Genomic DNA, 25,169 nt, shown 5'->3' with positions numbered 1-25,169 from the left:
CAGGCCGCCGCAATGACGTCGCTCTATTGGCCTTACTGGCTGGCCCATTACTACAGCGTGCTGGAAGTCGCGACGATCGTTGTCGGGCTGATCATTCTGGTATCGAGTATCGATGACCTGTTCATCGATATCTGGTACTGGTCGCGGCGGCTGTACCGCAAGTTCACCGCCGAACGTCGCTACCGGCCACTGACTGCCGAGCAGTTGATTGCCCGCGACGAGCAGCCGCTGGCAATCATGGTCCCGGCCTGGCTGGAATACGACGTCATCGCGCCGATGATCGAAAACATGGTGTCGACGCTCGACTATCAGAACTACGTGGTGTTCGTCGGCACCTACATCAACGACCAGCGCACCATCGATGAAGTGGAGCGGATGCGTCGCCGCTACAAGCAGTTGCACCGCGTGGAGGTGCCGCACGCCGGCCCCACCTGCAAGGCCGACTGCCTGAACTGGGTGATCCAGGCGATTTTTCTGTACGAAAAGACTCACGCCGTACAGTTCGCCGGGACCATCCTGCACGACAGCGAAGACGTGCTGCACCCGCTTGAATTGCGCCTGTTCAATTACCTGCTGCCGCGCAAGGACATGATCCAGTTGCCGGTCGTGTCGCTGGAACGCAACTGGTACGAATGGGTGGCCGGCACCTACATGGACGAGTTTGCCGAATGGCACGGCAAGGATCTGGTGGTACGCGAAAGCATGACTGACACCGTGCCTTCGGCTGGCGTCGGCACCTGTTTCTCGCGGCGTGCGCTGATGGTGCTGGCGGATGAAAACCAGAACCAGCCGTTCAATACCGAAAGCCTGACCGAGGACTACGACGTCGGCGCGCGATTGGCTAAGTACGGTATGCAAGCGATCTTCGTACGCTTTCCGGTGCAATTTCGGGTGCTGCGCAAGTCCTGGTTCCGCAAGCCTTATGAGTCGACGCTGGAAATGCCGCTGTGCGTGCGCGAATTCTTCCCGGACACCTTCCGCACCGCCTTTCGCCAAAAGGCGCGCTGGACGTTGGGTATCGGCTTGCAAGGCTGGGAGCAAATGGGCTGGACTGGCTCGTTGGCCAACCGTTACCTGCTGTTTCGGGATCGTAAGGGCGTGGTGACATCGTTCGTCAGCATCCTCGCTTACTTTATCCTCATTCAATTGCTGGCGTTGATTGTGCTGCGCTCCAGCGGACTGTGGAACACCAGCTTTCCGACCCCGTTTGAAACCACAGGTCTGATTCAGTACCTGCTGGTGGCCAACGGCATCGCATTGCTGTGGCGGATCCTGCACCGCTGCTACTTCACTACCGTGCTTTACGGCTGGCAGCACGGTTTGCTGTCGATACCGCGCATGGTGGTCGGCAACTTCGTCAACTTCATGGCTGCAGCGCGCGCCTGGCGGATGTTTCTGGTGGGCAAGGTGCTCAACCGCAAGCTGGTCTGGGACAAGACCATGCATGACTTTCCGTCTTCCGACCTGATTGCCGTAGCGCCACGCCGTCTGGGTAGCGTGCTGCTGTCCTGGCAAGCCATCAACGACGAAAAACTGCAGACCGCACTGGCTGAACAACAGACCCGTCAGCTGCCGCTGGGCAGGATTTTGCTTAGCCACGGCTGGCTCGACGATGAAACCCTGGCTGAGGCCATCGCTTTTCAGAACGACCTGCCACGGGTATTCGACATTGCCGGCAAACGTGCGACAAACGATGTGCTGGCCGATGAGTTCTGCCTGCGCTGGCGTGTCGTGCCGTTGCAAATGAATGCGCTGGGTCGCCAGGAAATTGCCGTGGCCAGCCCGCTGCCGCCTGATGGTCTGCAACAGATTACCGAGCAACTGGGTGCCGAGCCGGTGCAGTTGATTGCCCGTGAAAGCGACATCGTCGCGCAGTTGCGTCAGCTTCAGGTGGTCGAGGGTCAGCCGCTTCCAGCCAGAGCGCCACTGCTCGGCGATCTGCTGATCGAGCAAGGCCTGCTGGACCGCGAAGTGTTCCAGAAAGCCATGCTCGGCTACCGCCCGCATGTGCATGGCCGGATCGGCGATTACCTGGTCGACATCGGCGTGCTGTCCAGAGAAACCATCGAACAGGCTGTGGCACGTCAGCACAACCATTACCGATCTGACGATCAAACGGAGCAGCCACTATGAAGCGCCCCTTCATCCTGTCGCTGCTGGTGAGCGGCCTGGGTCTTGTTGCACCGCTCAGCCAGGCGGAAACACTGCCCTTGCCGTTGACCGGACCCGCCTATGCCATCGCCAACGAAGCCTACATGGCCTACAACCGCAAGGACTACGACCTGGCCATCGCCAAGGCGCGCGAAGCGTTGCGTCAGCGTGCGGATGCCGATCAGTTGCGTGATCTGATTGCCCTGGCAGAACGTGACAAATACCGCCGCGATCACCCGGCCCGCTTCCCCAAGGCGCGCCCCAAGCCTGGCTACCTGGAAGGCAATCAGGCGCTGCGTGCCTACGCCAACCGCGACTACGACGGCTCGGCCAGTCATGCACGCAAGGCCATTGCCCAGGCACCTAAGAATCTCGATTACCGCATGATGCTGATCGAGGCGCTGCAACGTCAGCAGCGTCTGGACGAAGCGCAGGCAGCGATCAACGAGGCCGAGCAGGCACTGGGGCCGCAACAGGTCCTGACGCGTCGTCGGCAGGCGATTCAGGAGCAGGTGGCGGTCGACAAGGCAGCCACTGGCTATAAAGCATTGGCACGCGGCGATAACGACACCGCAGTCAGCGAGGCGCGGGAGGCTGTGCGCAGTTTTCCCAAACAGATGGCCTACCGCAAACTGCTGGTCAGCGCATTGATCGCTCAAGGGCAGTATGCCGAAGCGCGCTCTGCGGCCACCGAAGCGCTGGCGCTGAATGGTAACGACGCTACCCTGCTCGTCCAGCGCGGACAAATGCGTCAACGCCTGGGCGATCAGGATGGTGCACGTCAGGACTTCGCTCAGGCAATGGCGGTCGGCAACCTGCCGCTGCGTGAGCAGGCCTCGTTGTATGCCGCCATGGGCCAGCCGAGTGAAGCACTGCAACGTCTGCAGCAAGCTCGCGATGCGGGCGAACTGCAACCCGGCGATGAAGTGCAGATTGCCTATTTCCTCAGTCAGGCGGGCGATGATCAAGGCGCACTGGATACGTTCAAGCGTGTCGACCGTCAGTCCGGTCTCAAGCCCCGCGAAGTACAGGATGCCGCCTACAGCGCGATGCGCACATCGGATGATGCGCAAGCCATCGCCTATTTCAAACGCGTCCTCGATTATCAGCAGACCGGCGATCTGCAGATGCCCGCGCAACAGGTGTTCGACACCCGACGCGCCGTGTCTGATCTGTCCCGTGAATGGGGCCTGACCAACACCACGACTTATCGCGGTGCCAGCACCAGCAGCGGCCTGAGCGGCGCGCCCGGCGGCAGCAATGACAGCGTGCAGAACAGCACCGAAGTGTTCTGGCGACCCTTCGGTTACCGTAACGCGCGCTTCGTCGAGCTTTACGGACGCGTCACCGACACGCTGTGGAGCAAGGAAGGCTACTCCGACACAGGCGCGGACGCCTTGCAGGGCGCGCTCGGTATCCGGGTCAAACCGTTCAGCGCAGTCAACGTGATCGGCGCCTTCGAACGCACCTTTCCGCTCGGCAACTCGAACGCCGACGGCGACTGGCTGGTGCGCCTGGGCTACGGCTCGAGCATCGGCACCGACCTGCGCGTCGATGTACCGAGCTGGTGGACTTCGCAGCTGTACGCTGAAGGCGGGCGCTATCTGCAGGACAAGCGCAACTATTTCAACAGTGAATGGCAGGTCGGGCGCAGCTTCCGTCTGGACAGTATCAGCCCGCGGCTGGTGGTATTTCCCCACGTAGTCGCCGCAGTGGACTACGATTCAAAGATGCGCAGTGAAGTCGACAGCCTCGGCCGTAGCAGCACATCCTCCGGTAACGCTGGCGGTCTTGGTGTCGGTACGGGCGTGCGTTACTGGTTCCGTGAGGACAAATACAAGGCACCGCAGTCGTATGTCGATTTCTCCGTGCAGTATCGCGAGAAGGTATTTGGCGATGACCGTGCAGAAGGCGTCTTCGCGCGCATGACGTTCTCGTGGTGATCCACGCCCGTCATCCATCAGGGAGTAATGTTTGAAGGCTCTGGCCGCACTGCTGCGACAGGCAACATTGATCAAGACCTCGGTGGCCGCCCTGCTGGTGGGGGCGATCGCCCTCGGCACCAGCGAGCTGTATCTGCTGATCCAGCCCAAGGGCCCGGGGGTTGTCGGCATCGTCTGGCAACCGGATAACGCAACGGTAGGCATAAGCGGCAACTGGGACAGGCTCGGCGCACGGCAACTGCTCGTGCAGTGGACGGCGGTCGATGATCAGGCGTTCATACCGGGCACCCCGATGAGCAGTGTGCCGGTGTTGCCGGACTGGACACGGATCGGTAAGGAGCCGTGGGCCCAGGAAGTGATCCTCGGACTGGCCGGGTACTTCAGCGAAACCCGCTCGCGGGACAATATCGAGCAGCTGGCGGTGCTTTCGGCGCAACTGGCCAAGGTGAAAACGCCGCTCAATGTCACCGGCTGGTACTTCCCCGCCGAGGTCGACCCCAGCTGGAGTCGTGCCAAGGAGTTACCGGCACTGCTGGCGAAACTGCCCAGACCACTGTGGATCAGCGTCTACGACGGCGCCAATATCGGGCCCGCCGCCACAGCGGACTGGCTGAAAACCTGGCTGCCGGACGATATCGGTGTGTTCTTTCAGGATGGTGTGGGTGTCTATGCCCGCACCGCTCCGGTTGCCCGCACCTACGCCGACGCCCTGCGCAAACGGCTGGGCAAGAATCGCGTCAGAATCATCGTCGAAGCCTTTCGCCCGCAGGTAGGCGGCGGCTTCCGCCCGGCAACGGCGGCCGAACTGAAACCGCAGATTGCAGCTTTCGATGGCTATCCGCTGTACCTGTTCGACGGTCCTCACTATGTGACACCCGACCTGATAGAAGCCCTGAACAAGTAGAAACACGTGGCGCTGGACGAAATTCGCGCACAGGGCTACAAAGAGTCTTCGCACTGGATTTCGAGCCGCACGGAGTGGTCCATGACGCCACGTCAGCATTGCCTGGCCTGCCTGCAACAGACACCGCCCTCGGTGTTTGAAGCTGCGTTATGGGTGTCGACCGAACATGACGCACATTTCGAGTGGCATGAGGTAATGAGCGAAATGGCCCAGTTGCAGCGCCAGATAAATTCAGCGCTGCCTGTCCTGCCTGCGCCTGAACTTGCCCAACCGCTGTTACGGCAACTCAATGCCCTGGGCTTTCAGCAGAATGACTGGAACCCTCCCAAACCCGATTCGGCCCTTCTGCACAAGATCGTGCTGCAGCGTCGAGGTCAGCCACTGGGGCTGGCAATGATTGCGCTGGAGATCGCACGGCGCCTGGACATTACCCTGGAAGGCGTGAATTTCCCGGGTCACTTCCTGTTGCGCGTGCCGGGTGCCGATCATCTGCTCGACCCCTGCAGCGGGCGCAGGCTCTATCCCGCTGACTGCCGCGAGCTGTTGATCAGGCAGTTCGGCCCAACCATGCAGCTGCGCGCCGAGCATATGACTCGCGCCACCCCGACCAGCATGCTGCAACGGTTGTCGCGCAACCTGCGGCATCTGCACCAGATCAACGATAATGTTCTTGCGGCGCTCAAGGATGCCGACCGCATCGTCGAACTGGGCCAGGCCACCAGCAGCGATCACCTGGCCCGCGCCAGCCTTTATCAGTTGCTCGAATGCCCGCAGGCCGAACGTTTCGATCTGGAACGCGCGCTATTGCTCAGTGAAGACCCGATGCAAAGGCTCCAGCTTGCCGAGCGCCTGAGCCGCTTACCGTTAAACCACCGCGTTCATTGAGCAACCTGCTCATTCGCTGCGAATTGTTACCCGCCAGGTAATGCTGCATATCCTGTGCGGGGATTTTTCGGGCGCGTGATGGCGGTTAACCTGCGCGCGTTAAATCGACGTGGATTTGCAAGCTCCCTTGATCCTGCGTTTTGTTTGGCCGCCGTGCAGGTCTCTGTGCAGCGGCCTTTTTTATTGCCCGCAGATTAATACGCTCCGCGTTTATATCGTGCAGCCTGCCTCAGCCCTTGGCATCCGGCGTTCTTTTGATCAGCCCCTTGTTTTCCATGTCCTTGATCTTGCGCATCTCGTAACTGTCGCCCGACTCGGCAAACACCTGAAGATTCTGCATGATATGGATGGTCCTGATGTAATCAGGCAATAGCGCCTTGGCATAGGGATCGCCGCTCAGCGCCTTCTCTTTCATATCGATGATCCGATTGGCAAAAAACTCCAGCGCGTTGATTTCCTTGCTGGGGTCGACCAGTTTGCCTTTCTTGTCGAACTCATCGCCTGCGCGACTCATCAACTCGGCGGTGTGATTATCGATCATGCCGAACTTGTATAAAATCATCCCCGCTCTGTTGAGATCCTTGGGGGTTATCTGTTCGGGATTGAAGCCCTTGAACAGCGGCTTCATCTTGCGCTTTTCCATCGCCAGCGCATTGAGCGCAATCGAATTTTCACCCACCTCCTGAAGCACCTGGGTTACCTGTGCCGCAGCCTTCTTGACCTTGACTCGTTCAGGAGGCGCGGCGACGCTTACCGGTGGAAGTTCGCCCCATATTGATTTGGCCATGTGTCACTCCAGATATGAATGTGTTCGAACTTCATATCGGAGTGGAAGATGCTTAATTAATAGACCTGCAAAAATCCATACTCGACCTACAGGGCAAAAAGACAGTTCTTACCTAACACAGTGAAACTTCCCATATACAATTAAGCAACCCGCTTAAAGATGCGCACACGTTCAACAAACACTCTCGTCTTGCGTCAGCTAGCAAAGGCGGGTTATTTAACGTACTTCTGCAGGTTGACCATCATCTCTTTCAACGCTTCGCCAGTGTCGGCAGGATGCGCTGCGTTGGCGAAATCACCAATCGCCTGCCACTGCTGCGCAACGTCTTGCGGGCTGAAACCTGTCTGCGGGTCGAAGCAGGCCCCCTGACTGCGCTGCCAACGGACCTTGCCGATCCAGCCGCCGCCCACTTCGAACAGGTCGCCACTGCTCTGACATTGTTCGCTGCACAGGTACACCACCAGCGGGCTGACCAGTTCGGGCTTGAGCAGCTCGAAGACATTAGCGGGGATCAGGCCCTCGGTCATGCGTGTGCCGCCCGTTGGCGCTATGGCGTTGACGAAGATGCGGTTCTTGCGACCTTCCAGCGCAAGGGTGCGGGTCAGCCCGTAAAGCCCCAGCTTGGCCGTCGCGTAATTGGCTTGCCCGAAGTTGCCGTAGATACCGGACGTCGATGACGTAAAGATCACCCGTCCGTAGTTCTGCTCGCGAAGGTAAGGCCAGGCGGCATGGGTGACTTTGTAAGCACCCTCGACATGGACGCGATAGACCAGATCCCAGTCGGCGTCCTGCATGTTGGCGAAGGTCTTGTCACGCAGGATGCCCGCGTTGTTGACCAGCACATCGATGCGCCCGAATGCGTCCAGCGCATGCTGCACGATGTGGCCGCCCTCGGTCACCGAATCATGATTGGCTATCGCTGTGCCGCCTGCCGCGCGAATCTCGGCGACGACGCGATCTGCGGCAGACGCGCTGGCACCTTCGCCATGCGCCGAACCGCCCAGGTCATTGACCACCACCCGCGCGCCATGTTTCGCAAACAGCAGCGCATGAGCCCGACCCAGCCCACCCCCTGCGCCGGTCACAACCACGACTTTATCGTCAAAACGTACTGACTCGCTCATCGCTGGCTCCATGCCTCAGGAATACGTTGCGATGAGTGTCGTCCACGTCCGGCACAGCCACAATCAACACTGCTGTGCTGAATCATGCCCGATAAAGACGCGCGATGTTTTCAGCCCAGGTGCTTGATGAACGCTTCCAGCCAAGGCTCGGCGTCGGTTTCCGGGGTGACGCTTTCGCTTCCGTCCAGACGCAACATATCCTGGACTTCGGTAACGCCCATTTCAGCGAACAATTCGCGCATCTGCTCACCGCCCGCGCAGAAGGTGTCGCCGTAACTGGCATCGCCCAGTGCAATCACCGCGCCGGGCAAGCCGCGCAGTTCGCCTGGCAGACCGTCGCGCAGCGCTGAATAAAGAGGCATGAGGTTGTCGGGCAACTCACCCATGCCGGTGGTCGATGTCACGGCCAGGATCGCCTGAGGCTCGAAGGCGAGCAGCTCCGGCAACATGAGCCGGGGATTGACGAGCGTCTCATGGCCGGCGGCACGCAACAATGCAGCGGCGTGTCTGGCGACTTCCTCGGCCGATCCGTAGACCGTTCCACACACGATGGCGACTTTCATGGTTATTCCTGCAGCAGCTTAAAAAAGTGAAACATTATGCCTTAGAATGCCGTCTGAATTTTCTACGGACCATTCTGCCTTCGGTCTGCCCGGAGAAACACAGCAGAGTTGAAACACTTGAATGAAAAAATATGATGAATGGTCCGAACACATTACGGAATCAATGGTCTTTGTTCTCAATAACCGGTTAGACCGAGCCTCCGCCCATGCAACCTGATTCACTACTCACCCAGGCTGAGCTGGATTTTATCCAGAGCATGCACCGCAACCCTCAGCTGAACGTACGTGACAGTACGCGTAGCCTGCTGGTCAACGGTGGCATCCAGATTCAGGATCTGCTGACCAGACTGGCCGCTCATGAGCAGGTCACGATCCATGCGCAGTTCGAGAATCAGCAGATGAATTTCCCGCTGCATCTGGTCGAGGACGAATTCCACGCACTGCATCTGGAACTCGGCGCGCCGAGTATTTTCGAGGAAGGCCCGAAGATCCGCCCATGGCGGCTTGTGCTGGAAGAACCCATCCCTCTCGAAACAGAAAAGGGTGCATTGACGGCACTCTGGGTTCATGAGTTGTCGTTCAAGGGTGTGTTGCTCGAGTACCGCAAGGAAGGCAAGCTGCCGAGAAACTTTTCCGCCTGGTTCAACCCGCCGGGTCAAGCGCCCATTCCGATGCGCGGCAAGCTGGAGCGAATGATCGGGCAAAACGTCGGTGCCTATCATTTCAGCAAGCATGGCAAGGACGATGCCGAGCGCTTGCGCCAGTACATCCTGCAAGAGCATCGTCGCAAGCATCCATCCTTGCACAAGTAACCTGCCTGCCCGACAACGCTCTACCGGTCTATCAGCGTTTCAGGAATAATCCTTGCTTGCTGTTTACGTGAAGCTGTCGCGACCCACCATCCCGGATCGCGGCATGTGACCTCCCTACCCGGGAATTTCACGCCTCTACCGGAGATATACAATGTCTACCTCACCCGTCACCTTGATGGTTGCACGCCGCGTGGCGCAGGGTCGCTACCATGAAATGATGGCCTGGCTGCACGAAGGCGAACAGTTGGCCACGGACTTTCCAGGGTATCTGGGTTCAGGGGTATTGGCGCCGCCGCCCGGCGACGACGAATTTCAGATCATTTTCCGCTTCACCGATGAGCACACCATGCACGCCTGGGAGCATTCCGCCTCCCGACGCTCCTGGCTGGTGCGCGGCAGCGGTCTTTTCGCACAACCTTCGGAGCATCGGGTCAGCGGCATCGACGGCTGGTTTGGCGCAATCGATCAGCGTCCGCCACGCTGGAAACAGGCTGTCGCGATCTGGCTGGCGTTTTTCCCCGTGTCGCTGATCTTCAACTTTCTACTCGGCCCGTTGCTCAATCATCTGGACCTGTTACCGCGCATCATGATCAGTACAGCGGTGCTCACCCCGCTGATGGTCTACCTGTTCATCCCGCTGTCCACGCGCCTGCTCGCACCCTGGCTGCAGAGCACGCCTGCACCGGCACGCCCGACGCAATCACCTTCCCCTCGCTAGACTCATAAAGACCTGTACACCTTTACACCTCGGTACAGGTCTTGGTCGCGTCCCAGCCCCGCTCGTTCCCTCAGCCTCCCCGTGCTCAGCGCCTTCGAGCACTGCCTCGGCGAGTTTCATGATGTCCAGGGTTGTACAAAAAAATTCTCTGGTATAACTTTGCCTGTAAACCGGAAGAAACAATCGACCGTACAATCCCCGTCCACTACGGATAACCGATACGTGAGCTGTCGATGGCAATGTCTTCTGCACCTATCCTGATCACCGGCGCCAGCCAGCGCGTGGGCCTGCATTGCGCCTTGCGTCTGCTGGAACACGGGCAACGGGTGATCATCAGTTATCGCACCGAGCACGAAAGTGTGACGGAACTGCGCCAGGCTGGCGCGGTGGCCATCCACGGGGATTTTTCCTGCGAAGCCGGCATCATGGCTTTTGTCGAGCTGTTGAAAACCCAGACCTCAAGCCTGCGGGCCATTGTCCACAACGCTTCCGAGTGGCTGGCAGAAACACCGGGCGATGAAGCCGACAACTTCACACGCATGTTCAACGTGCACATGCTGGCGCCCTACCTGATCAATCTGCATTGCGAGTCGTTGCTGACCGCCAGCGAGGTCGCTGACATCGTGCATATCAGCGATGACGTGACCCGCAAGGGCAGCAGCAAGCATATCGCCTACTGCGCAACCAAGGCCGGCCTGGAAAGCCTGACGCTGTCCTTCGCCGCCAGGTTCGCCCCACTTGTCAAAGTCAACGGCATAGCACCGGCGCTGTTGATGTTTCAACCCAAGGATGATGCGGCCTACCGCGCCAACGCCCTGGCCAAGTCGGCCCTGGGCATAGAGCCTGGTGCAGAAGTGATCTACCAGAGCCTGCGTTACCTTCTGGACAGCACCTATGTCACCGGCACAACACTGACCGTAAACGGCGGACGGCACGTCAAGTAAGCCGCCCCGAGGATCATTCTGATGAGTTCGTCCCTGCCCCAGCACTATCGAGACATTCTGCTCGGCCTTGGTGAAGATCCAGACCGCGAAGGTCTCCTGGATACGCCGAAACGCGCCTCCAAAGCCATGCAGTATCTGTGTCATGGCTACACCCAGAGCGTCGAAGAGATCGTCAATGGCGCCCTGTTCGCCTCCGACAACGATGAAATGGTCATCGTCCAGAACATCGAGTTGTACTCGCTTTGCGAGCACCACCTGCTGCCGTTCATAGGCAAGGCGCATGTGGCGTATATTCCGACCGGCAAGGTACTGGGCCTGTCGAAGATCGCACGCATCGTCGACATGTTTGCCCGCCGTCTGCAGATTCAGGAAAACCTGACCAAACAGATTGCTGATGCGATTCAGAAAGTCACCGGAGCCGCCGGTGTGGCTGTGGTCATCGAAGCCCAGCACATGTGCATGATGATGCGCGGCGTCGAAAAGCAGAATTCAACCATGAACACGTCAGTGATGCTGGGGGCCTTCCGTGACTCGAGCACCACACGCATGGAGTTTCTGCAATTGATCGGACGGAGCAGACAATAATGGCAAGACTCGAACCTGGCACCGCGCGCATCCGGGTCAAGGACCTGCGCCTGCGTACCTTCATCGGCATCAATGAGGACGAAATCCTCAACAAACAGGACGTGCTGATCAACCTGACGATTCTCTATGCCGCTCAGGAAGCGGTCCGGGATAACGACATCGAGCATGCCCTCAACTATCGCACCATCACCAAGGCCATCATCCAGCACGTCGAGGGCAATCGTTTTGCCCTGCTGGAAAGACTGACCCAGGAAGTGCTGGATCTGGTGATGAGCCACGAGGCGGTGACCTACGCTGAAGTGGAGGTCGACAAGCCGCATGCCCTGCGCTTTGCCGAGTCGGTATCGATCACGCTCGCCGGTCAACGCTGAAACTCTTATCATGACGTCAACCGTCCACTGAAAAGAGCCCGTCATGACCGAGCAAGAACGCCTCGAACTCGAAGCCGCAGCCTTCCGCCGACTGGTCGCGCATCTGGACAGCCGCAAGGATGTCCAGAACATCGACCTGATGAACCTGTCCGGCTTTTGCCGTAATTGCCTGTCCAAGTGGTACAAGGCCGCCGCTGACGAAAAGCACATCGACCTCAGCCTCGATGATGCGCGCGAAGTGGTTTATGGCATGCCATACAGCGAGTGGAAAGCCCGCTATCAGAAAGAAGCGAACGCCGAACAACAGGCGGCGTTCGTCAAGGAAACCAAACAACATGACTGATCTGAATTCCCTGCGCACCCGCCTGCGCAGCGGCGAGCATGCGTTTGCCGACACCCTGGCGTTCATCACCGAAGGCTACGACTACCAGCCTCAGGCCTTCAGAAACGGCGACGTCGACAATGCTGCCGGGCAAAACGAAGGGTCGTGCAAGACGCTGGGCCTGGCGCTACTGGAAGGCTTGACTGACGAGGAGGCACTGCTGGCGTTCGGCGAGCATTACCGCTCGGTACAAGCCACACCTGAAGGCAGCGACCACGGCAATATCCGTGCGCTGATCGCGAATGGTCTGGCGGGTGTGAAGTTTGAAGGCGAGCCGCTCAAGCGCAAGGCTTGATCGGCTGGGTTGAAATCACATCGTTCTAGTGCCCATACCTAGGCACTCCACGCTATACACGCGTCCTGGTAAACCCGGAAAACGGGGTTAAACACAGCATGAGGCAGAGTACAGCCCACTGTGGGAGTGAGCTTGCTCACGAAGGCATCGGTTCAAACACCCTGTTTCCGGGGAATGTGCTGACCTCCTCGCGAGCAATGCGGATCGCTCCGCTCCCATAAGATTTGTGTATAGCGATGAGCGCTTGGGCACGAGAGCAAATCAGAACGATACGTCAGCCAGCCCGTCCAGGTAGCGCTCGACGTCCAGTGCCGCCATGCAGCCGGCACCGGCCGAGGTAATGGCCTGGCGATACACGTGGTCAGCCACGTCGCCGGCAGCGAATACGCCTTCGACGCTGGTCGCCGTGGCGTTGCCTTCACGGCCACCCTGCACAACCATGTAACCGTCTTTCAAGGCCAGCTGACCGTCGAACAACGAGGTGTTTGGTGTGTGGCCGATCGCGATGAACACACCGTCGACTTTCAGCTCGCTGCTGCTGCCGTCGTTGTTCTTCAGGCGCGCACCGGTCACACCCATGTTGTCACCCAGAACTTCGTCCAGTGTGGCGTTGAGCTTGAGTTCGATCTTGCCCTCGGCGACACGTGCGTGCAGCTTGTCGATCAGGATCTTCTCGGCACGGAAGGTTTCGCGACGGTGAACCAGGGTCACCTTGCTGGCGATGTTGGCCAGATACAGCGCCTCTTCAACCGCCGTGTTACCACCACCCACCACTGCGACTTCACGGTTGCGATAGAAGAAGCCATCGCAGGTGGCGCAGGCAGACACACCCTTGCCCATGAACGCTTCTTCCGATGGCAGGCCCAGGTAGCGGGCGCTGGCGCCGGTGGCAATGATCAGAGCATCGCAGGTGTAGGTTGCGCTATCGCCCTGCAGGCTGAACGGCTTGCCAGCCAGGTCAACGGAATTGATGTGGTCGAAGACAATTTCAGTCTCGAAACGCTCGGCATGCTCGCGCATGCGTTCCATCAGCGCAGGACCGGTCAGACCGTGCGGGTCGCCTGGCCAGTTATCAACTTCTGTAGTCGTGGTCAATTGGCCGCCAGCCTGCATGCCGGTGATCAGCAGAGGCTTGAGGTTGGCGCGAGCGGCGTAGACCGCAGCGCTGTAACCGGCAGGGCCGGAACCGAGAATGATCACTCGGGAATGACGTACGTCTGACATGACACACTCCTATCGACCGACCGTTTACGCCGCGGTCGGGACGGCTGGATAAAAAGGACCACCGAAACGCTTGGGGAAGCGTCGTTTGGTTCGGCAGGTCCTGAAAATTCTGACCTGAAGGACAGGTCCTAGATTGCCGAACAGCCTATCGGGGCCGCAGAGGTTAAGGAAATATCGTTTCACAATCCACCCTATAGGTCACTTCTATAGCGCGGGCGCTTGAAAGCGGCGCCATCCGGATATTCTTCGTCGAAGGATACGCCACAAGTCTGACATGCTCAAAAACCGTCGGCGCTCCGCTCTTTCATGGCCATCACAAAGCCGGTAAGGTCACGCCTTTCAAGCACTCGGAGACTCCCATGCCCGCTCCCGCCCTTACCGGCCCGCAATACCTGAGAGAGGGCCTGAAACTGGTCCTCAGCCCTGGCTTGCGCTTGTTCGTTCTACTGCCATTGAGCATCAACGTGGTGTTGTTCTGCGGCCTGATCTATCTGGCGGTGCACCAGTTCGAGCTGTGGGTCGACACCTTCATGCCGACCCTGCCCCACTGGCTGAGCTTTCTCAGTTATATCCTCTGGCCACTGTTCGTGGCGCTGGTGCTGCTGATGGTGTTTTTCACTTTCACCATGGTCGCCAACATCATTGCCGCACCGTTCAACGGGTTTCTGTCCGAAAAGGTCGAAGCCGTGGTTCGTGGCGTAGACGAATCGCCCGATTTCAGCTGGGCCGAACTGGTTGCCATGGTGCCCCGCACCCTGGCCCGCGAAGCACGCAAGCTGGGCTACATGCTGCCACGCATGCTCGGCCTGTTCATCCTGTCGTTCATCCCGGTCGCCAACATCATCGCCGCCCCGCTGTGGCTGTTGTTCGGGGTGTGGATGATGGCGATCCAGTACATCGACTACCCCGCCGACAACCACAAGCTGGGCTGGAACGAAATGCTCGGCTGGCTGAAAAGCAAGCGCTGGCAAAGCCTGAGCTTCGGCGGCATTGTCTACGTCGCCTTGCTGATCCCGGTGGTCAACCTGCTGATGATGCCCGCGGCAGTGGCCGGTGCAACGCTGTTCTGGGTGCGCGAGCGCGGCGCGGATGCGTTGCCGGTGACCCACGCACGAGGCTGAATGCCGACCTGCCGGGCCGCGCCATGCGGTTCGGCACACCCGAAGAAAAATCACACGCATATAAATATGCACCGCAACTCACCCCGCCAACCAAGGCTAAATGGGGCCTCAATCAATCCGTTCATGTGAAGCCAGCTTCCATGAAACTCAGCGACACATGAACTTAACAAGGAAGTTAAATCATGAATGCTCAAGTAAATCCTGCTGCACTGACCACCGACAACGCAACCGCTCAGGAAAAGATCCGCGCCTTTCTGGTCAGTGAACTGGCCGAATGGTCGATCAATCCGGACAACGTTTACATCAACGGTGTGAACGCCCCTGAAGAAGGCGTGGTCATCAGCTCCAATTCGCTGACAGCCGAAGCCGCGAACCGTGTTTTCGAGAAAGATGCCCCTGCCTATTCCACCCGTACCGCCGGCCTGTTCACCGTTGCCTATTCGTATGCCGATGAACATCGTCTGGATGCACCGGACCTGGCCAAAGTGGGCGAAGTGATCGGCCAACTGGTTCGTGATCTGGGCTGATCGCCCTGCTTGACCGGCTAAGTGACGAAGACGCCTGAGAGCGTGCCGAACAGATAATGAGTTATCTGTTCGGCACTCCAGCATTAAAAGGGAAACTTCTTACAGCTATATATCAGCACTCTTACAAGCAGCTTATAGAACTCCATTCCGTGTAACGGCAGCGACTTGCCGCAACCCGACACTGCTTGCCGAGATATGAAAAAACATTACACGTAGGAATATTGCGTAGGACATATCTTCCCGACCTCTAATACAAGACCGCAACGACGTAGGAACAACCAATACATTAAATATGGCATTACCCTTGCTTTCCTGATTAAAAAACAGGAGTAATCGCTATGGAAATAAAAACAGAATCTGCCGCAGAACAACTCTCCTCCTACCGACCCGCATCCCTCGAAAGACTACCGGAAAACCGTTCAGGTCAGTTTGCAAGCCTGTTGAACGCTGCCATCACACAGACGGAGAAAAAACCTCCAGCCGCATTACCCGCAACACTCGGCAGTTCAGCAATGTCCCGCTCAACTCGCTTCATGGATAGCATGACGATCGAACAACGCAGATCCATTGTGGAGGATAAAGAATTCGTGCCTATGCCTGCAGCAATGGAACGTGCGCGAGGGATTTTCAAATGACCCACACCGACAATGTTTCGCCATTCCTGAACGTTACACCGTTAGGTGTACGGTACAAAACAACACCACGCCCCCCGGCATCAACACCTGAAAGCTTCGCTAGCGTACTTCAAGAAGCCGTCCGCGAAAAAGAAACACCTCATTGCGCAAGGACAATCCTGCGAGGAGGAGAGCTCAGGCCCAAGCTGATGGCACAAGCTCAAAGCAGTCCGGTCGAAGCGAGCTTCCTGGCCAGACACTATGCGTACAATTCATTGACTGGCGAGGGAGTGGATCTATCTGATTACCCCGTGATTCGTTACTGCGCCACGGGCAAGATAGTCACACCCGAGTCGAGCGCTTACTTTCAGAAAATCGGGGGGTGTATGCAAAAAGAGCGAACCGCCCTTTATGAAGAAGAATATTTGAAAGGTACGCCTGCGGCCAGGATACTTGAAAAGATACTAAACTTTAACGACGCTCTTCCTCTCGCATTTCGTGACATGGCAAATTGGTAGCCTGAGCGCCCTCCCTGTCTGGGGGAGGGCGCTTGTGAGATTACCAATCGACAGTTATTCGCCCTTGCTGTCCAGCGACTGGCACCCTTCCCGCCTCTCCAACCTTCATCGTGTAATAGAACTTGCGACGTGCAGACTGATTACCGAAAAACGTTGTGGACCCCGTTCGCTGACGTGATACGTTCAGGCATACGCTGACACCTTGGCACAAGTAGACCTCAAGCCCCTGAGGCCAGCCCAACACGCTCCAGTTCCAACTGACACTTTTGATCGTCGCTGTCACAGGCGCATGCCTGCTTACTGGCAGCTCAGCGGTGTGAACATAGCCTTTTGAATGAATAACCGGCAGAGCAACCGACGATTGATAGTTTCCAGCCAGTGCAAGGTTCGAAAAGGCTAAAAGTGCCAAAGCAATTCCTGAAGCCGAACGAGCCCATTTCAATTTATTGTCGTTAAATTTCATTTCACTTCCCTAGTATATTGATAAGCAGGAACAACTAAAAATCCAGCCATTCCAAACCAACGTTAACGAACCACACGATTCGATAACCCGACATTACTAGGCAAACAGATAATATCAACACGTATCAGAACGGACTACACGCTTTTAGGAAACGATGTGAACACCTGTAGGAAGCCAATGAACTTTATCGTGAGTTTTATTGAAATCATTGTACAGCTTATGCGTTTACCTATTAACTATCCCGCGCAGCCTCACACCAACCTCCTCACCTTACCGACGCCCTATCACCAATCCATCACACAACCGCCACATAACCGAAATGTAACCCGCCGAAACTGCTCCCATGAGCCAAATTCTTAATGTCACCCTGATTACTGAAACCTTCACTCCCGAGATCAACGGCGTTGCCAATACCCTGGGGCGTCTTTGTGAAGGGTTGCGGTTGCGCGGGCACCGGGTCGAGCTGGTGCGGCCACGTCAGAACGACGAGATCGGCGCGGGCGCTGCGGAGGACCTGCTGCTCTGCCGGGGCTGGCCGATACCGGGTTACCCGGGGTTGCAGTGGGGTCAGTCTTCTATGCACAAGCTGTTGCGCCGCTGGCAGCGGCGTCGACCGGATGTGTTGTACATCGCCACTGAAGGCCCGCTGGGTTTGTCGGCGCTACGGGCAGCTCGGCGCTTGGGAATAGCGGTGATCAGCGGCTTTCACACCAACTTTCCACAGTACACGCAGCAATACGGCATGGGGTTTATCACTCGGCTGCTGACCCACTACCTACGCTGGTTCCACAACCGCTCGCGCATGACGCTGGTGCCGAGCATCAGCCAGAAGGTGGAACTGGAGCGGCGCGGCTTTGAAAGGATCGAGTTATTGTCTCGTGGTGTCGACAGCCAGATGTTCAACCCGTCCAGGCGTTCGCAGGCTCTGCGCGAAAGCTGGGGCCTGCAAGCAGGTGATATCGGCGTCATACACGTCGGCCGCCTGGCACCCGAGAAAAACCTGGGCTTGCTCAAAGCCAGCTTCGAAACCCTAAAGGACAGTTACCCGCAACGTAATATCAAACTGATTGTTGTCGGCGATGGACCGCAGCGCCATCAGCTTGAGGAGCAGATCCCGGATGCGATCTTCTGCGGCACTCAGCGCGGTGAAGTGCTGGCCATGCACTATGCCTCGGCAGATATGTTTCTGTTCCCCAGCCTGACCGAAACGTTCGGCAACGTGGTCCTTGAAGCGCTGGCCTCAGGCCTCGGCGTGGTCGCCTACGATGAAGCCGCAGCCGGGCAGCACATCCGCCATGGCCACAACGGTGCGTTGGCCATGCCGGGTGACGAGGCGGCATTCATCGACGCGGCGCGCTGGTTGCTGGAAGACAGCGAAACATTGCGCCGGGTGCGCCTCAATGCTCGTCAACACGCCAGTCGCCAGGGCTGGACGGCGATAATCGATCAGTTCGAACGGCAATTGCGTGAAGCCTGCCCGGGCGAAAAACCTGTAAATGCCAAAGAGATCAGGCCGGTAGCCAGCAAGAAGATCAGACCAGTGTCATCAGTGCGTCTCGACTGAAAGGCAGGATGTCCTGCTCGCGGCCCTCGCGCACTTTCAATGCCCAATCCGGATCGACCAGCAACGCACGTCCTACCGCCACCAGATCGAACTCGTCGTTGCCCAGCCGCTTCAGCAGATTTTCCAGGCTGGCCGGCTGAGCGACCTTGTCGGTGTTGACCATGAACTGCAGGAACTCGCCGTCCAGTCCGACGCTGCCGACAGTAATGGTCGGTTTGCCGGTCAGCTTGCGCGTCCAGCCCGCCAGGTTCAGGTCGGAGCCTTCGAACTCAGGCTCCCAGAAACGCCGGGTAGAGCAATGAAAGATATCCACACCAGCGTCGGCCAGAGGCTGCAGAAACTCGCCCAGCGCCTCGGGCGTTTGCACCAGACGCGCGGCGTAATCCTGCTGCTTCCATTGTGAGAAACGGAAGATGATCGGGTAGTCCGGGCCCACTGCGGCGCGCACGGCCTTGATCAGTTCGAGGGCAAAACGTGAGCGGTTGGCGAGGCTGCCGCCGTACTCGTCGCTGCGCTGATTGCTGCCTTCCCAGAAGAACTGATCGACCAGGTAACCGTGAGCCCCATGAATTTCGACACCGTCCATGCCAATTGCCTTGGCATCGGCGGCAGCCTGGGCGAAGGCCGCCACGACTTCGTCGATGTCCTGCTTGCTCATGCCATGCACCAGCACCTGACCGTCCTTGACCTTCTCCATCGGCCCGTAGGCAGGCACGCTGCCATCCGGCTCGGTGCCAGGACGGCGAACTGCGCCGACGTGCCAGAGTTGCGGAACGATGCTGCCGCCCTCCGCATGTACTGCTTCGACCACCTTGCGCCAGCCGGCCAGTGGCGCGTCACCGAAAAACTGCGGGACATTCGGATAACCGTTGGATGCCTTGTGATCGACCGTCGTACCTTCGGTGATAATCAGCCCGACACCTGCCGCCGCGCGCCGCCGGTAGTACTCGACGACCTTCGAGTTGGGCACGTGCCCTGGCGAAAACGAACGGGTCATGGGGGCCATGACCACACGCGATGACAGCTCCAGGCTGCCCAGACGGAAAGGCGTGAACAAGGCTTCTGCCGACATGCGCAACTCCTGTGAAATGGTCGATTGCCATCAGGCGCGCAGAGTATCGCCGGGCGTCTGCGGTGGCCCAGTACTATTGATCTGGCTGATTTGAGTTCAGAAGCGACGAGCGAGCAAGAAAGCCGGGCGAATGCGAAATGCTACCCCGGCTATACGATCAGCCTTGCGCCAGGGCCTTTTCAATGGCCTGGATCACGGCAGGATCATCCGGAGTGGTACGCGGAGAAAAACGTGCGCTGACACCACCGTTCTTGCCGACCAGAAACTTTTCGAAGTTCCAGGTGATATCCCCGGGAAACTCGGCACCCTCGCCCGCCAGCAAACGGTAAAGCGAGTGACGATCAGGGCCGTTGACGTCGAGTTTTTCACCCAGCGTAAACGTCACGCCATAGTTGAGCTGGCAAAACTCGGCGATCTCTTGCTCGGTACCTGGTTCCTGCCCGGCAAACTGGTTGCACGGCAGACCCAGTATCTCCAGGCCTTGGTCCTTGTACTGCTGATAGAGGTTTTCAAGTGCCGCGTACTGCGGTGTCAGCCCGCATTTGGACGCGACGTTGACCACCAGAACCACTTTGTTCCTGAAATTCGCCAGCGGCAGTTCCTGGCCACCCAGCGCTTTCAATTTGATGTCGTGAAAAGCACTCATGAGAACCCCTTTTGAAACAAGTCGCCCCAGGCTACAACCCGAAAAAAGGCACCGTGACCGCACGCGTAACGAAAGTCGTCATCGCAGAACAGCCAGGGCGCCTTTTCAGTGCCTGAGCTTAGCAGCACAAATCAGTGTTGATGGCCGCCTTCACCATGAACATGGCCGTGCGCCATTTCTTCTTCACTGGCATCACGAATAGCCACAACCTTCACGTCGAAGTTCAGACGCTGACCCGCGAGCGGATGGTTGCCGTCAACGGTGACATCGTCGCCTTCCAGATCACGGATAGTCACGATCTGCATGCCGCCATCCGGGCCGGAAGCGTGAAACTGCATGCCGACTTCGAGCTTGTCGACGCCTTCGAACATGCTGCTGCTCAGGGTGCTGACCAGTTCGGCCGAGTACTCACCGTAGGCGTCTTCGGGCTCGACGGCAACGTTCAGCTGGTCGCCTACTTCCTTGCCTTCCAGTGCCTTTTCCAGGCCCGGGATGATGTTGCCTGCACCGTGCAGGTAAACCAGCGGCGCACCACCGGTAGAACTGTCGATGACCTCACCAGCGTCGTTGGTCAGGGTATAGTCAATGGAGACAGCCTTATTGGCGGCGATCGGCATGGGGACAAGACCTTTTGCTTAAGATTGAAGAACGGGCAAGTTTAACCAAGCAATCGCCCGAAAGCGAACGCAACTCTGACGGACGGCCCGCTTTGAAAGGTTCAATCGTTATCGATCTGAGACAGGACGAGCAAGGTCACTGGTTCGCGCTGCTGTCGTGCGGCCACACCCAGCACCTGCGTCATGATCCTCCGTGGCAGTCACGCCCTTGGGTACTCGACCCTGCACAGCGTCAACAGATGACCGGTAAAGCCTTTCGTTGCGGCTGGTGTGCGAACGCCGCAGATAACGATAGTCTTGCCGCAGAGAAATCGCGTTAGACGGTTTCCGGACTTTTTCGGTCGGCAGCGCTTCCCTATGTGCTGCGACCCCTTGCACTGCTCAATCGAGAAGCCAGTATGCAGACTTTTTTTATCGCCCCCACTGACTTTGGCGTGGGGTTGACCTCCATCAGCCTGGGACTGGTGCGCACGCTGGAGCGCGCCGGCTTGAAAGTAGGCTTTTTCAAACCGATCGCCCAGCCACACCCCGGCGATCTGGGCCCCGAGCGCTCGACCGAACTGATGGCTCGCACCCACGGCCTCAAGCCACCCAAGCCTCTGGGGCTGGCGCATGTCGAACGCATGCTAGGTGATGGTCAACTGGATGAACTGCTCGAAGAGATCATCAATCTTTATCAACAGGCAGCGGTCGGCAAGGATGTGCTGGTGGTCGAAGGCATGGTCCCGACCCGCAGCGCGAGCTATGCCGCGCGGGTCAATCTGCATTTGGCCAAGAGCCTGGATGCCGAAGTCATTCTGGTCTCCGCCCCGGAAAATGAAGTGCTCGCCGATCTGTCGGGCAGGGTCGAATTGCAGGCCCAGCTGTTTGGCGGCCCCAAGGACCCCAAGGTGCTGGGGGTGATACTCAACAAGGTGCGCACCGAAGAGAGCATGGAAGTCTTCGCCTCGCGCCTGAAAGAGCACTCGCCGTTGCTGCGCAGTGGCGACTTTCGCCTGCTGGGCTGCATTCCGTATCGCGCCGAACTCAACGCACCGCGTACCCGCGATGTGGCCGAGCTGCTCGGCGCGCAGGTGCTGAACGCAGGCGACTACGATCAGCGCCGCATGACCAGAATCATCATTTGTGCCCGTACCGTGCTCAACACGGTTCCATTGCTAAAGCCGGGTGTGCTGGTCGTAACGCCGGGTGACCGCGACGACATCATCCTGGCGGTGAGCCTTGCAGCCATAAACGGCGTACCGCTGGCCGGCCTCCTGTTGACCAGCGATACCGTGCCCGACCCACGCATCATGGAGCTGTGTCGCGGCGCGCTGCAGGCGGGGCTGCCGGTGCTGTCGGTCAGCAGCGGCTCGTATGACACGGCCAATCGCCTGAATCAGTTGAACAAGGAAATCCCCATCGATGACCGCGAGCGCGCGGAAAACATCACCGATTTCGTTGCCAGTCATCTGGACGCCAGCTGGCTGCACCAGCGCTGCGGCACGCCCCGCGAGCTGCGCCTGTCGCCCGCGGTGTTTCGCTATCAGTTGATCCAGCGTGCGCAGGCGGCCAACAAGCGCATCGTACTGCCTGAAGGCAACGAGCCGCTGACCATCCAGGCCGCCGCCATCTGCCAGGCGCGCGGTATCGCGCGTTGCGTGTTGCTGGCCAGACCCGAGGAAGTGCACGCCGTTGCGCAGGCGCACGGCATCGAGCTGCCGCAGGGGCTGGAAATTCTTGATCCGGACCTGATTCGCGAACGCTATGTTGCGCCGATGGTGGAACTGCGCAAAAGCAAAAGCCTGAATGCCCCCATGGCCGAGCAACAGCTCGAAGACCCGGTGGTGATCGGTACGGTGATGCTGGCGCTGGACGAGGTAGACGGGCTGGTGTCCGGCGTCATTCACTCCACCGCCAACACCATCCGGCCAGCCCTGCAACTGATCAAGACCGCGCCAGGCTGCACGCTGGTGTCTTCAGTGTTCTTCATGCTCTTTCCCGAGCAGGTGCTGATGTACGGCGACTGCATCATGAACCCCCATCCGAGCGCCAGCGAGCTGTCCGAGATTGCCTTGCAGAGCGCCGATTCGGCCACTGCGTTCGGCATCTCGCCGCGCGTGGCGATGATCAGTTATTCCAGCGGCAACTCGGCCAGCGGCGAAGAGGTCGAGAAGGTCCGCGAAGCGACGCAACTGGCACGCGAAACCCGCCGCGATCTATTGATCGACGGGCCGCTGCAGTATGATGCGGCCGCCAACGAACAGGTCGCCCGACAGCTGGCTCCGGACAGCGCGGTCGCAGGACGCGCCAACGTGTTCGTGTTCCCGGACCTGAACACCGGCAATACCACGTACAAGGCGGTGCAACGCAGTGCCAACTGTGTGAGCCTCGGCCCGATGCTGCAAGGCCTGCGCAAACCGGTAAACGATCTGCCGCGCGGCGCGCAGGTCGACGACATTGTCTACACCATCGCGCTGACAGCCATACAGGCCGACACGCTGTCCTGATACCTGACACGAGTGCCGCAGAGCAGTCTGCGGCTTCCGATAACTTGCGGAGCCATCTCCTTCATGGATTTCCTGCCTGCCCCGTTACGCGGCGTCATTGCCTCGCTGTTGCTGGCGCTGAACACCATCGTCTGCTGCACGGTGCTGTTCGCGGTCACGATCCTCAAGATCTGCCTGCCCTTCTCTGCGGCACAGCGTTTCACCGACTGGCTGATGAGCCATATCCATGAAACCTGGATCGGCAACAACAATGCCTGGATCAAACTGCTGTGCCACACCCGCTGGCACCTGAGCGGTCTGGAAGGGCTGGATTACAAGCACTCGTATCTGGTCACCAGCAATCACCAGAGCTGGGTCGACATCATGGTCTTGCAGTACGTGCTCAACCGGCGTATTCGCCCATTGAAGTTTTTCCTCAAGCAGGAGCTGATCTGGGTTCCGGTGATCGGTCTGGCGTGGTGGGCGCTGGGCTTTCCATTCATGAAGCGCTACTCCAAGGCGTACCTTGCCAAACACCCGGAAAAGAAAGGCAAGGACCTGGAAACCACCCGCCGCACCTGCGCGAAGTTTCGCCATAACCCGGTGGGGATTTTCAACTTCGCCGAAGGCACGCGCTTCACGGCCGGCAAACACGCGCAACAGAACTCGCCGTTCCGCCACCTGCTCAAGCCCAAGGCCGGCGGCATTGCTTTCGTGCTGGATGCGATGGGCGAACAGCTGGAATCGATCATCAACGTGACCATCCATTACCCTGGCGGACAACCCGGCTACTGGGACCTGCTGTGCGGTAACGTGAGGGAAGTGGTTGCGCACTTCGAAGAGATCAAAATCCCGCAGCAGTTTCTCGGCAAAAATTACGACCAGGACGACGAATACCGCCTGGAATTCCAGCAGTGGATCAACACGCTCTGGGAACAGAAAGACCGGCTGCTGGACAGCCTGCATGAGCAGTATCCGGCGCAGCATGGATAGTGACTCGTGGGAGCGAGCTTGCTCGCGAAGAGGCCATCACCTTCGCGAGCAGGTTAGCTCCCACTTCTTTGCCCCGCCGTCAACCAGCCTGCGAGCGGAGCGGCATTGATCAGTACTGCTGACCCGGAATCGGCTTGAGGTTTACCTCGACACGGCGGTTCTGGGCGCGACCGTTGACGTCGGCGTTGCTGGCAATCGGTTGGTCAGGCCCTGCACCGCGCACTGACAGGTGCGATTGATCGACGCCTTGCGAAGTCAGGTAAGTCGCGACGCTCTGGGCACGCTGTTGCGACAGGTCCATGTTGTGCTGGCGGCTGCCGGTGCTGTCGGTGTACCCGACGATTTCAATGTTGTTCTGGTTGAACTGCTTGAGCGAACTGGCCAGGTTGTTGAGCGGCGAATAGAAGCTGCTGGCAATGGCCGAAGAGTCCGTCGCGAAGGTGATGTTACCCGGCATGATCAGTTTGATCTGGTCACCCTGACGCTGTACCTCGACACCAGTATTGGCCATGCTCTCGCGCAACGCAGCTTCCTGCTTGTCTGCGTAATAGCCGTAACCCGCCGATGCGGCACCCGCCACTGCAGCGCCGATCAGGGCACCCTTGCCGCGATGATTGTGATCGATGGCCGCGCCAGCGACCGCACCCGCCAATGCGCCGAGCCCGCCGTACTTGGCCGTTTTGCTCATACCACCGGAGCTTTGCGCCTGGCCTTGATTGTCATAGGGATTGGATGTTGCACAGCCGGAAAGCATGGCTACGGCGGTGGCAACAATGATCAAACGACGCGAGGTAAACATTCAGGAGCTCCTGGTTTTGACGAACGCTGGTAACCGGATTAGAGCATACCCGCTATCAAAAATTCCTTAACCCGTGCTG

The 25,169-nt window shown here is 58.6% G+C and carries 28 protein-coding genes; 19 read left to right on the top strand and 9 right to left on the bottom strand.

All coding sequences use genetic code 11. The features are described from left to right. Positions 1–12 precede the first annotated feature (12 nt). From BT119_RS09615 to BT119_RS09600, 4 genes are all read left to right on the top strand, one after another. On the top strand, positions 13–2,133 hold the full coding sequence (locus BT119_RS09615) for a glycosyl transferase family protein (RefSeq protein WP_003433646.1): 2,121 nt from the start codon (positions 13–15) through the stop codon (positions 2,131–2,133). Next, the gene (locus BT119_RS09610; protein WP_072365526.1) at positions 2,130–4,094 is read left to right on the top strand and encodes an NfrA family protein; all 1,965 of its coding nucleotides are present in this window, start codon (positions 2,130–2,132) and stop codon (positions 4,092–4,094) included. Before BT119_RS09615 ends, BT119_RS09610 begins: the two co-directional genes overlap by 4 nt. 31 nt (positions 4,095–4,125) lie before the next feature. Beyond that, positions 4,126–4,998: an alpha-amylase family protein gene (locus BT119_RS09605; protein WP_003365460.1), complete on the top strand. Its 873-nt coding sequence runs from the start codon at positions 4,126–4,128 to the stop codon at positions 4,996–4,998. A gap of 81 nt (positions 4,999–5,079) precedes the next feature. After that, the gene (locus BT119_RS09600) at positions 5,080–5,883 is read left to right on the top strand and encodes a SirB1 family protein (protein ID WP_003365462.1); all 804 of its coding nucleotides are present in this window, start codon (positions 5,080–5,082) and stop codon (positions 5,881–5,883) included. Between the two features lie 229 nt (positions 5,884–6,112). Here the strand turns inward: BT119_RS09600 and BT119_RS09595 are convergent, their stop codons facing one another. The 3 genes from BT119_RS09595 to BT119_RS09585 form a co-directional block, all read right to left on the bottom strand. Next, on the bottom strand, positions 6,113–6,670 hold the full coding sequence (locus BT119_RS09595; RefSeq protein WP_003365464.1) for a hypothetical protein: 558 nt from the start codon (positions 6,668–6,670) through the stop codon (positions 6,113–6,115). A 212-nt stretch (positions 6,671–6,882) separates the two neighbouring features. Continuing rightward, the gene (locus BT119_RS09590; protein ID WP_003433651.1) at positions 6,883–7,794 is read right to left on the bottom strand and encodes an SDR family oxidoreductase; all 912 of its coding nucleotides are present in this window, start codon (positions 7,792–7,794) and stop codon (positions 6,883–6,885) included. Between the two features lie 110 nt (positions 7,795–7,904). Further along, complete coding sequence (locus tag BT119_RS09585; protein ID WP_003433653.1) at positions 7,905–8,357, bottom strand: flavodoxin; 453 nt, start codon at positions 8,355–8,357, stop codon at positions 7,905–7,907. Between the two features lie 206 nt (positions 8,358–8,563). Here BT119_RS09585 and BT119_RS09580 point away from each other — a divergent pair, with 206 nt between their 5' ends. The 7 genes from BT119_RS09580 (at position 8,564) to BT119_RS09550 (ending at position 12,464) form a co-directional block, all read left to right on the top strand. After that, entirely contained in the window at positions 8,564–9,169 is a 606-nt protein-coding gene (locus BT119_RS09580; protein ID WP_003365472.1) for a hypothetical protein, read from the top strand. Between the two features lie 151 nt (positions 9,170–9,320). Further along, the gene (locus BT119_RS09575) at positions 9,321–9,887 is read left to right on the top strand and encodes a putative antibiotic biosynthesis monooxygenase (protein ID WP_003346204.1); all 567 of its coding nucleotides are present in this window, start codon (positions 9,321–9,323) and stop codon (positions 9,885–9,887) included. A gap of 233 nt (positions 9,888–10,120) precedes the next feature. After that, positions 10,121–10,831 (top strand): dihydromonapterin reductase, encoded by a 711-nt coding sequence (folM, locus tag BT119_RS09570; protein WP_003433655.1) that lies wholly within the window; start codon positions 10,121–10,123, stop codon positions 10,829–10,831. A gap of 21 nt (positions 10,832–10,852) precedes the next feature. Next, entirely contained in the window at positions 10,853–11,416 is a 564-nt protein-coding gene (gene folE, locus BT119_RS09565; protein WP_003346200.1) for a GTP cyclohydrolase I FolE, read from the top strand. Further along, positions 11,416–11,787, top strand: a complete 372-nt coding sequence (gene folX / locus BT119_RS09560) for a dihydroneopterin triphosphate 2'-epimerase (protein ID WP_003316983.1) — start codon at positions 11,416–11,418, stop codon at positions 11,785–11,787. Before folE ends, folX begins: the two co-directional genes overlap by 1 nt. 43 nt (positions 11,788–11,830) lie before the next feature. Then, positions 11,831–12,130, top strand: a complete 300-nt coding sequence (locus BT119_RS09555) for a DUF1244 domain-containing protein (RefSeq protein ID WP_003365478.1) — start codon at positions 11,831–11,833, stop codon at positions 12,128–12,130. Then, on the top strand, positions 12,123–12,464 hold the full coding sequence (locus BT119_RS09550) for a HopJ type III effector protein (protein WP_003433658.1): 342 nt from the start codon (positions 12,123–12,125) through the stop codon (positions 12,462–12,464). Before BT119_RS09555 ends, BT119_RS09550 begins: the two co-directional genes overlap by 8 nt. Positions 12,465–12,725: 261 nt before the next feature. Here the strand turns inward: BT119_RS09550 and trxB are convergent, their stop codons facing one another. Then, entirely contained in the window at positions 12,726–13,688 is a 963-nt protein-coding gene (gene trxB / locus BT119_RS09545; RefSeq protein WP_003316986.1) for a thioredoxin-disulfide reductase, read from the bottom strand. Between the two features lie 359 nt (positions 13,689–14,047). Between trxB and cysZ the strand changes: the two genes are divergently transcribed. The 4 genes from cysZ to BT119_RS09525 all read left to right on the top strand — a co-directional run bounded on the left by cysZ (position 14,048) and on the right by BT119_RS09525 (position 16,468). Next, positions 14,048–14,809, top strand: coding sequence for a sulfate transporter CysZ (cysZ, locus tag BT119_RS09540; RefSeq protein ID WP_003433659.1), 762 nt, complete (start codon positions 14,048–14,050; stop codon positions 14,807–14,809). A gap of 182 nt (positions 14,810–14,991) precedes the next feature. After that, positions 14,992–15,336, top strand: a complete 345-nt coding sequence (locus BT119_RS09535) for a hypothetical protein (RefSeq protein WP_072365524.1) — start codon at positions 14,992–14,994, stop codon at positions 15,334–15,336. 338 nt (positions 15,337–15,674) lie between these two features. After that, a complete protein-coding gene (locus BT119_RS09530) occupies positions 15,675–15,971 on the top strand; it encodes a hypothetical protein (protein WP_003433663.1) in 297 nt (98 codons plus the stop codon). Beyond that, positions 15,968–16,468, top strand: a complete 501-nt coding sequence (locus BT119_RS09525; RefSeq protein ID WP_054080661.1) for a hypothetical protein — start codon at positions 15,968–15,970, stop codon at positions 16,466–16,468. Before BT119_RS09530 ends, BT119_RS09525 begins: the two co-directional genes overlap by 4 nt. A gap of 40 nt (positions 16,469–16,508) precedes the next feature. Here BT119_RS09525 and BT119_RS09520 read toward each other — a convergent pair whose 3' ends face one another. Further along, positions 16,509–16,931 (bottom strand): flagellar protein FlhE, encoded by a 423-nt coding sequence (locus BT119_RS09520; protein WP_223272523.1) that lies wholly within the window; start codon positions 16,929–16,931, stop codon positions 16,509–16,511. Between the two features lie 343 nt (positions 16,932–17,274). On the opposite strand from BT119_RS09520, the gene BT119_RS09515 reads away from it, so the two are divergent. Next, complete coding sequence (locus tag BT119_RS09515; protein WP_072365522.1) at positions 17,275–18,495, top strand: glycosyltransferase family 4 protein; 1,221 nt, start codon at positions 17,275–17,277, stop codon at positions 18,493–18,495. Here BT119_RS09515 and BT119_RS09510 read toward each other — a convergent pair. The 3 genes from BT119_RS09510 to BT119_RS09500 all read right to left on the bottom strand — a co-directional run bounded on the left by BT119_RS09510 (position 18,464) and on the right by BT119_RS09500 (position 20,830). Next, entirely contained in the window at positions 18,464–19,567 is a 1,104-nt protein-coding gene (locus BT119_RS09510; protein ID WP_044309923.1) for an NADH:flavin oxidoreductase, read from the bottom strand. The genes BT119_RS09515 and BT119_RS09510 overlap by 32 nt on opposite strands. A 157-nt stretch (positions 19,568–19,724) precedes the next feature. After that, a complete protein-coding gene (locus BT119_RS09505) occupies positions 19,725–20,213 on the bottom strand; it encodes a glutathione peroxidase (RefSeq protein WP_003365493.1) in 489 nt (162 codons plus the stop codon). Positions 20,214–20,344: 131 nt separating this feature from the next. Next, entirely contained in the window at positions 20,345–20,830 is a 486-nt protein-coding gene (locus BT119_RS09500; protein ID WP_003365497.1) for an FKBP-type peptidyl-prolyl cis-trans isomerase, read from the bottom strand. Between the two features lie 14 nt (positions 20,831–20,844). Here BT119_RS09500 and BT119_RS09495 point away from each other — a divergent pair, with 14 nt between their 5' ends. The 3 genes from BT119_RS09495 (at position 20,845) to BT119_RS09485 (ending at position 24,291) form a co-directional block, all read left to right on the top strand. Further along, on the top strand, positions 20,845–21,150 hold the full coding sequence (locus BT119_RS09495; RefSeq protein ID WP_175550566.1) for a DUF3565 domain-containing protein: 306 nt from the start codon (positions 20,845–20,847) through the stop codon (positions 21,148–21,150). Between the two features lie 78 nt (positions 21,151–21,228). Further along, a complete protein-coding gene (gene pta / locus BT119_RS09490; protein WP_072365518.1) occupies positions 21,229–23,319 on the top strand; it encodes a phosphate acetyltransferase in 2,091 nt (696 codons plus the stop codon). Positions 23,320–23,382: 63 nt separating this feature from the next. After that, complete coding sequence (locus BT119_RS09485; RefSeq protein WP_054080659.1) at positions 23,383–24,291, top strand: acyltransferase; 909 nt, start codon at positions 23,383–23,385, stop codon at positions 24,289–24,291. A 109-nt stretch (positions 24,292–24,400) separates the two neighbouring features. On the opposite strand, the gene BT119_RS09480 is transcribed toward BT119_RS09485, so the two are convergent. Next, on the bottom strand, positions 24,401–25,090 hold the full coding sequence (locus BT119_RS09480; RefSeq protein ID WP_003433676.1) for a YiaD family glycine zipper/OmpA-like lipoprotein: 690 nt from the start codon (positions 25,088–25,090) through the stop codon (positions 24,401–24,403). Positions 25,091–25,169: the final 79 nt, after the last annotated feature.

Origin of the sequence: Pseudomonas sp. NFACC10-1, assembly GCF_900119195.1 — a bacterium.
Lineage (GTDB): Bacteria > Pseudomonadota > Gammaproteobacteria > Pseudomonadales > Pseudomonadaceae > Aquipseudomonas > Aquipseudomonas cerasi.
The sequence above is the reverse complement of the archived record's forward strand: the minus strand, read 5'-3'. Positions and strand labels throughout refer to the sequence as shown.

Coding starts and splice junctions, on each gene's coding strand:
- BT119_RS09615 (WP_003433646.1), top strand. CDS start 13: ATGACGTCGCTCTATTGGCCTTACTGGCTGGCCCATTACTACAGCGTG.
- BT119_RS09610 (WP_072365526.1), top strand. CDS start 2,130: ATGAAGCGCCCCTTCATCCTGTCGCTGCTGGTGAGCGGCCTGGGTCTT.
- BT119_RS09600 (WP_003365462.1), top strand. CDS start 5,080: ATGACGCCACGTCAGCATTGCCTGGCCTGCCTGCAACAGACACCGCCC.
- BT119_RS09595 (WP_003365464.1), bottom strand. CDS start 6,670: ATGGCCAAATCAATATGGGGCGAACTTCCACCGGTAAGCGTCGCCGCG.
- BT119_RS09590 (WP_003433651.1), bottom strand. CDS start 7,794: ATGAGCGAGTCAGTACGTTTTGACGATAAAGTCGTGGTTGTGACCGGC.
- BT119_RS09585 (WP_003433653.1), bottom strand. CDS start 8,357: ATGAAAGTCGCCATCGTGTGTGGAACGGTCTACGGATCGGCCGAGGAA.
- BT119_RS09580 (WP_003365472.1), top strand. CDS start 8,564: ATGCAACCTGATTCACTACTCACCCAGGCTGAGCTGGATTTTATCCAG.
- BT119_RS09575 (WP_003346204.1), top strand. CDS start 9,321: ATGTCTACCTCACCCGTCACCTTGATGGTTGCACGCCGCGTGGCGCAG.
- folM (WP_003433655.1), top strand. CDS start 10,121: ATGGCAATGTCTTCTGCACCTATCCTGATCACCGGCGCCAGCCAGCGC.
- folE (WP_003346200.1), top strand. CDS start 10,853: ATGAGTTCGTCCCTGCCCCAGCACTATCGAGACATTCTGCTCGGCCTT.
- folX (WP_003316983.1), top strand. CDS start 11,416: ATGGCAAGACTCGAACCTGGCACCGCGCGCATCCGGGTCAAGGACCTG.
- BT119_RS09555 (WP_003365478.1), top strand. CDS start 11,831: ATGACCGAGCAAGAACGCCTCGAACTCGAAGCCGCAGCCTTCCGCCGA.
- BT119_RS09550 (WP_003433658.1), top strand. CDS start 12,123: ATGACTGATCTGAATTCCCTGCGCACCCGCCTGCGCAGCGGCGAGCAT.
- trxB (WP_003316986.1), bottom strand. CDS start 13,688: ATGTCAGACGTACGTCATTCCCGAGTGATCATTCTCGGTTCCGGCCCT.
- cysZ (WP_003433659.1), top strand. CDS start 14,048: ATGCCCGCTCCCGCCCTTACCGGCCCGCAATACCTGAGAGAGGGCCTG.
- BT119_RS09535 (WP_072365524.1), top strand. CDS start 14,992: ATGAATGCTCAAGTAAATCCTGCTGCACTGACCACCGACAACGCAACC.
- BT119_RS09530 (WP_003433663.1), top strand. CDS start 15,675: ATGGAAATAAAAACAGAATCTGCCGCAGAACAACTCTCCTCCTACCGA.
- BT119_RS09525 (WP_054080661.1), top strand. CDS start 15,968: ATGACCCACACCGACAATGTTTCGCCATTCCTGAACGTTACACCGTTA.
- BT119_RS09520 (WP_223272523.1), bottom strand. CDS start 16,931: ATGAAATTTAACGACAATAAATTGAAATGGGCTCGTTCGGCTTCAGGA.
- BT119_RS09515 (WP_072365522.1), top strand. CDS start 17,275: ATGAGCCAAATTCTTAATGTCACCCTGATTACTGAAACCTTCACTCCC.
- BT119_RS09510 (WP_044309923.1), bottom strand. CDS start 19,567: ATGTCGGCAGAAGCCTTGTTCACGCCTTTCCGTCTGGGCAGCCTGGAG.
- BT119_RS09505 (WP_003365493.1), bottom strand. CDS start 20,213: ATGAGTGCTTTTCACGACATCAAATTGAAAGCGCTGGGTGGCCAGGAA.
- BT119_RS09500 (WP_003365497.1), bottom strand. CDS start 20,830: ATGCCGATCGCCGCCAATAAGGCTGTCTCCATTGACTATACCCTGACC.
- pta (WP_072365518.1), top strand. CDS start 21,229: ATGCAGACTTTTTTTATCGCCCCCACTGACTTTGGCGTGGGGTTGACC.
- BT119_RS09485 (WP_054080659.1), top strand. CDS start 23,383: ATGGATTTCCTGCCTGCCCCGTTACGCGGCGTCATTGCCTCGCTGTTG.
- BT119_RS09480 (WP_003433676.1), bottom strand. CDS start 25,090: ATGTTTACCTCGCGTCGTTTGATCATTGTTGCCACCGCCGTAGCCATG.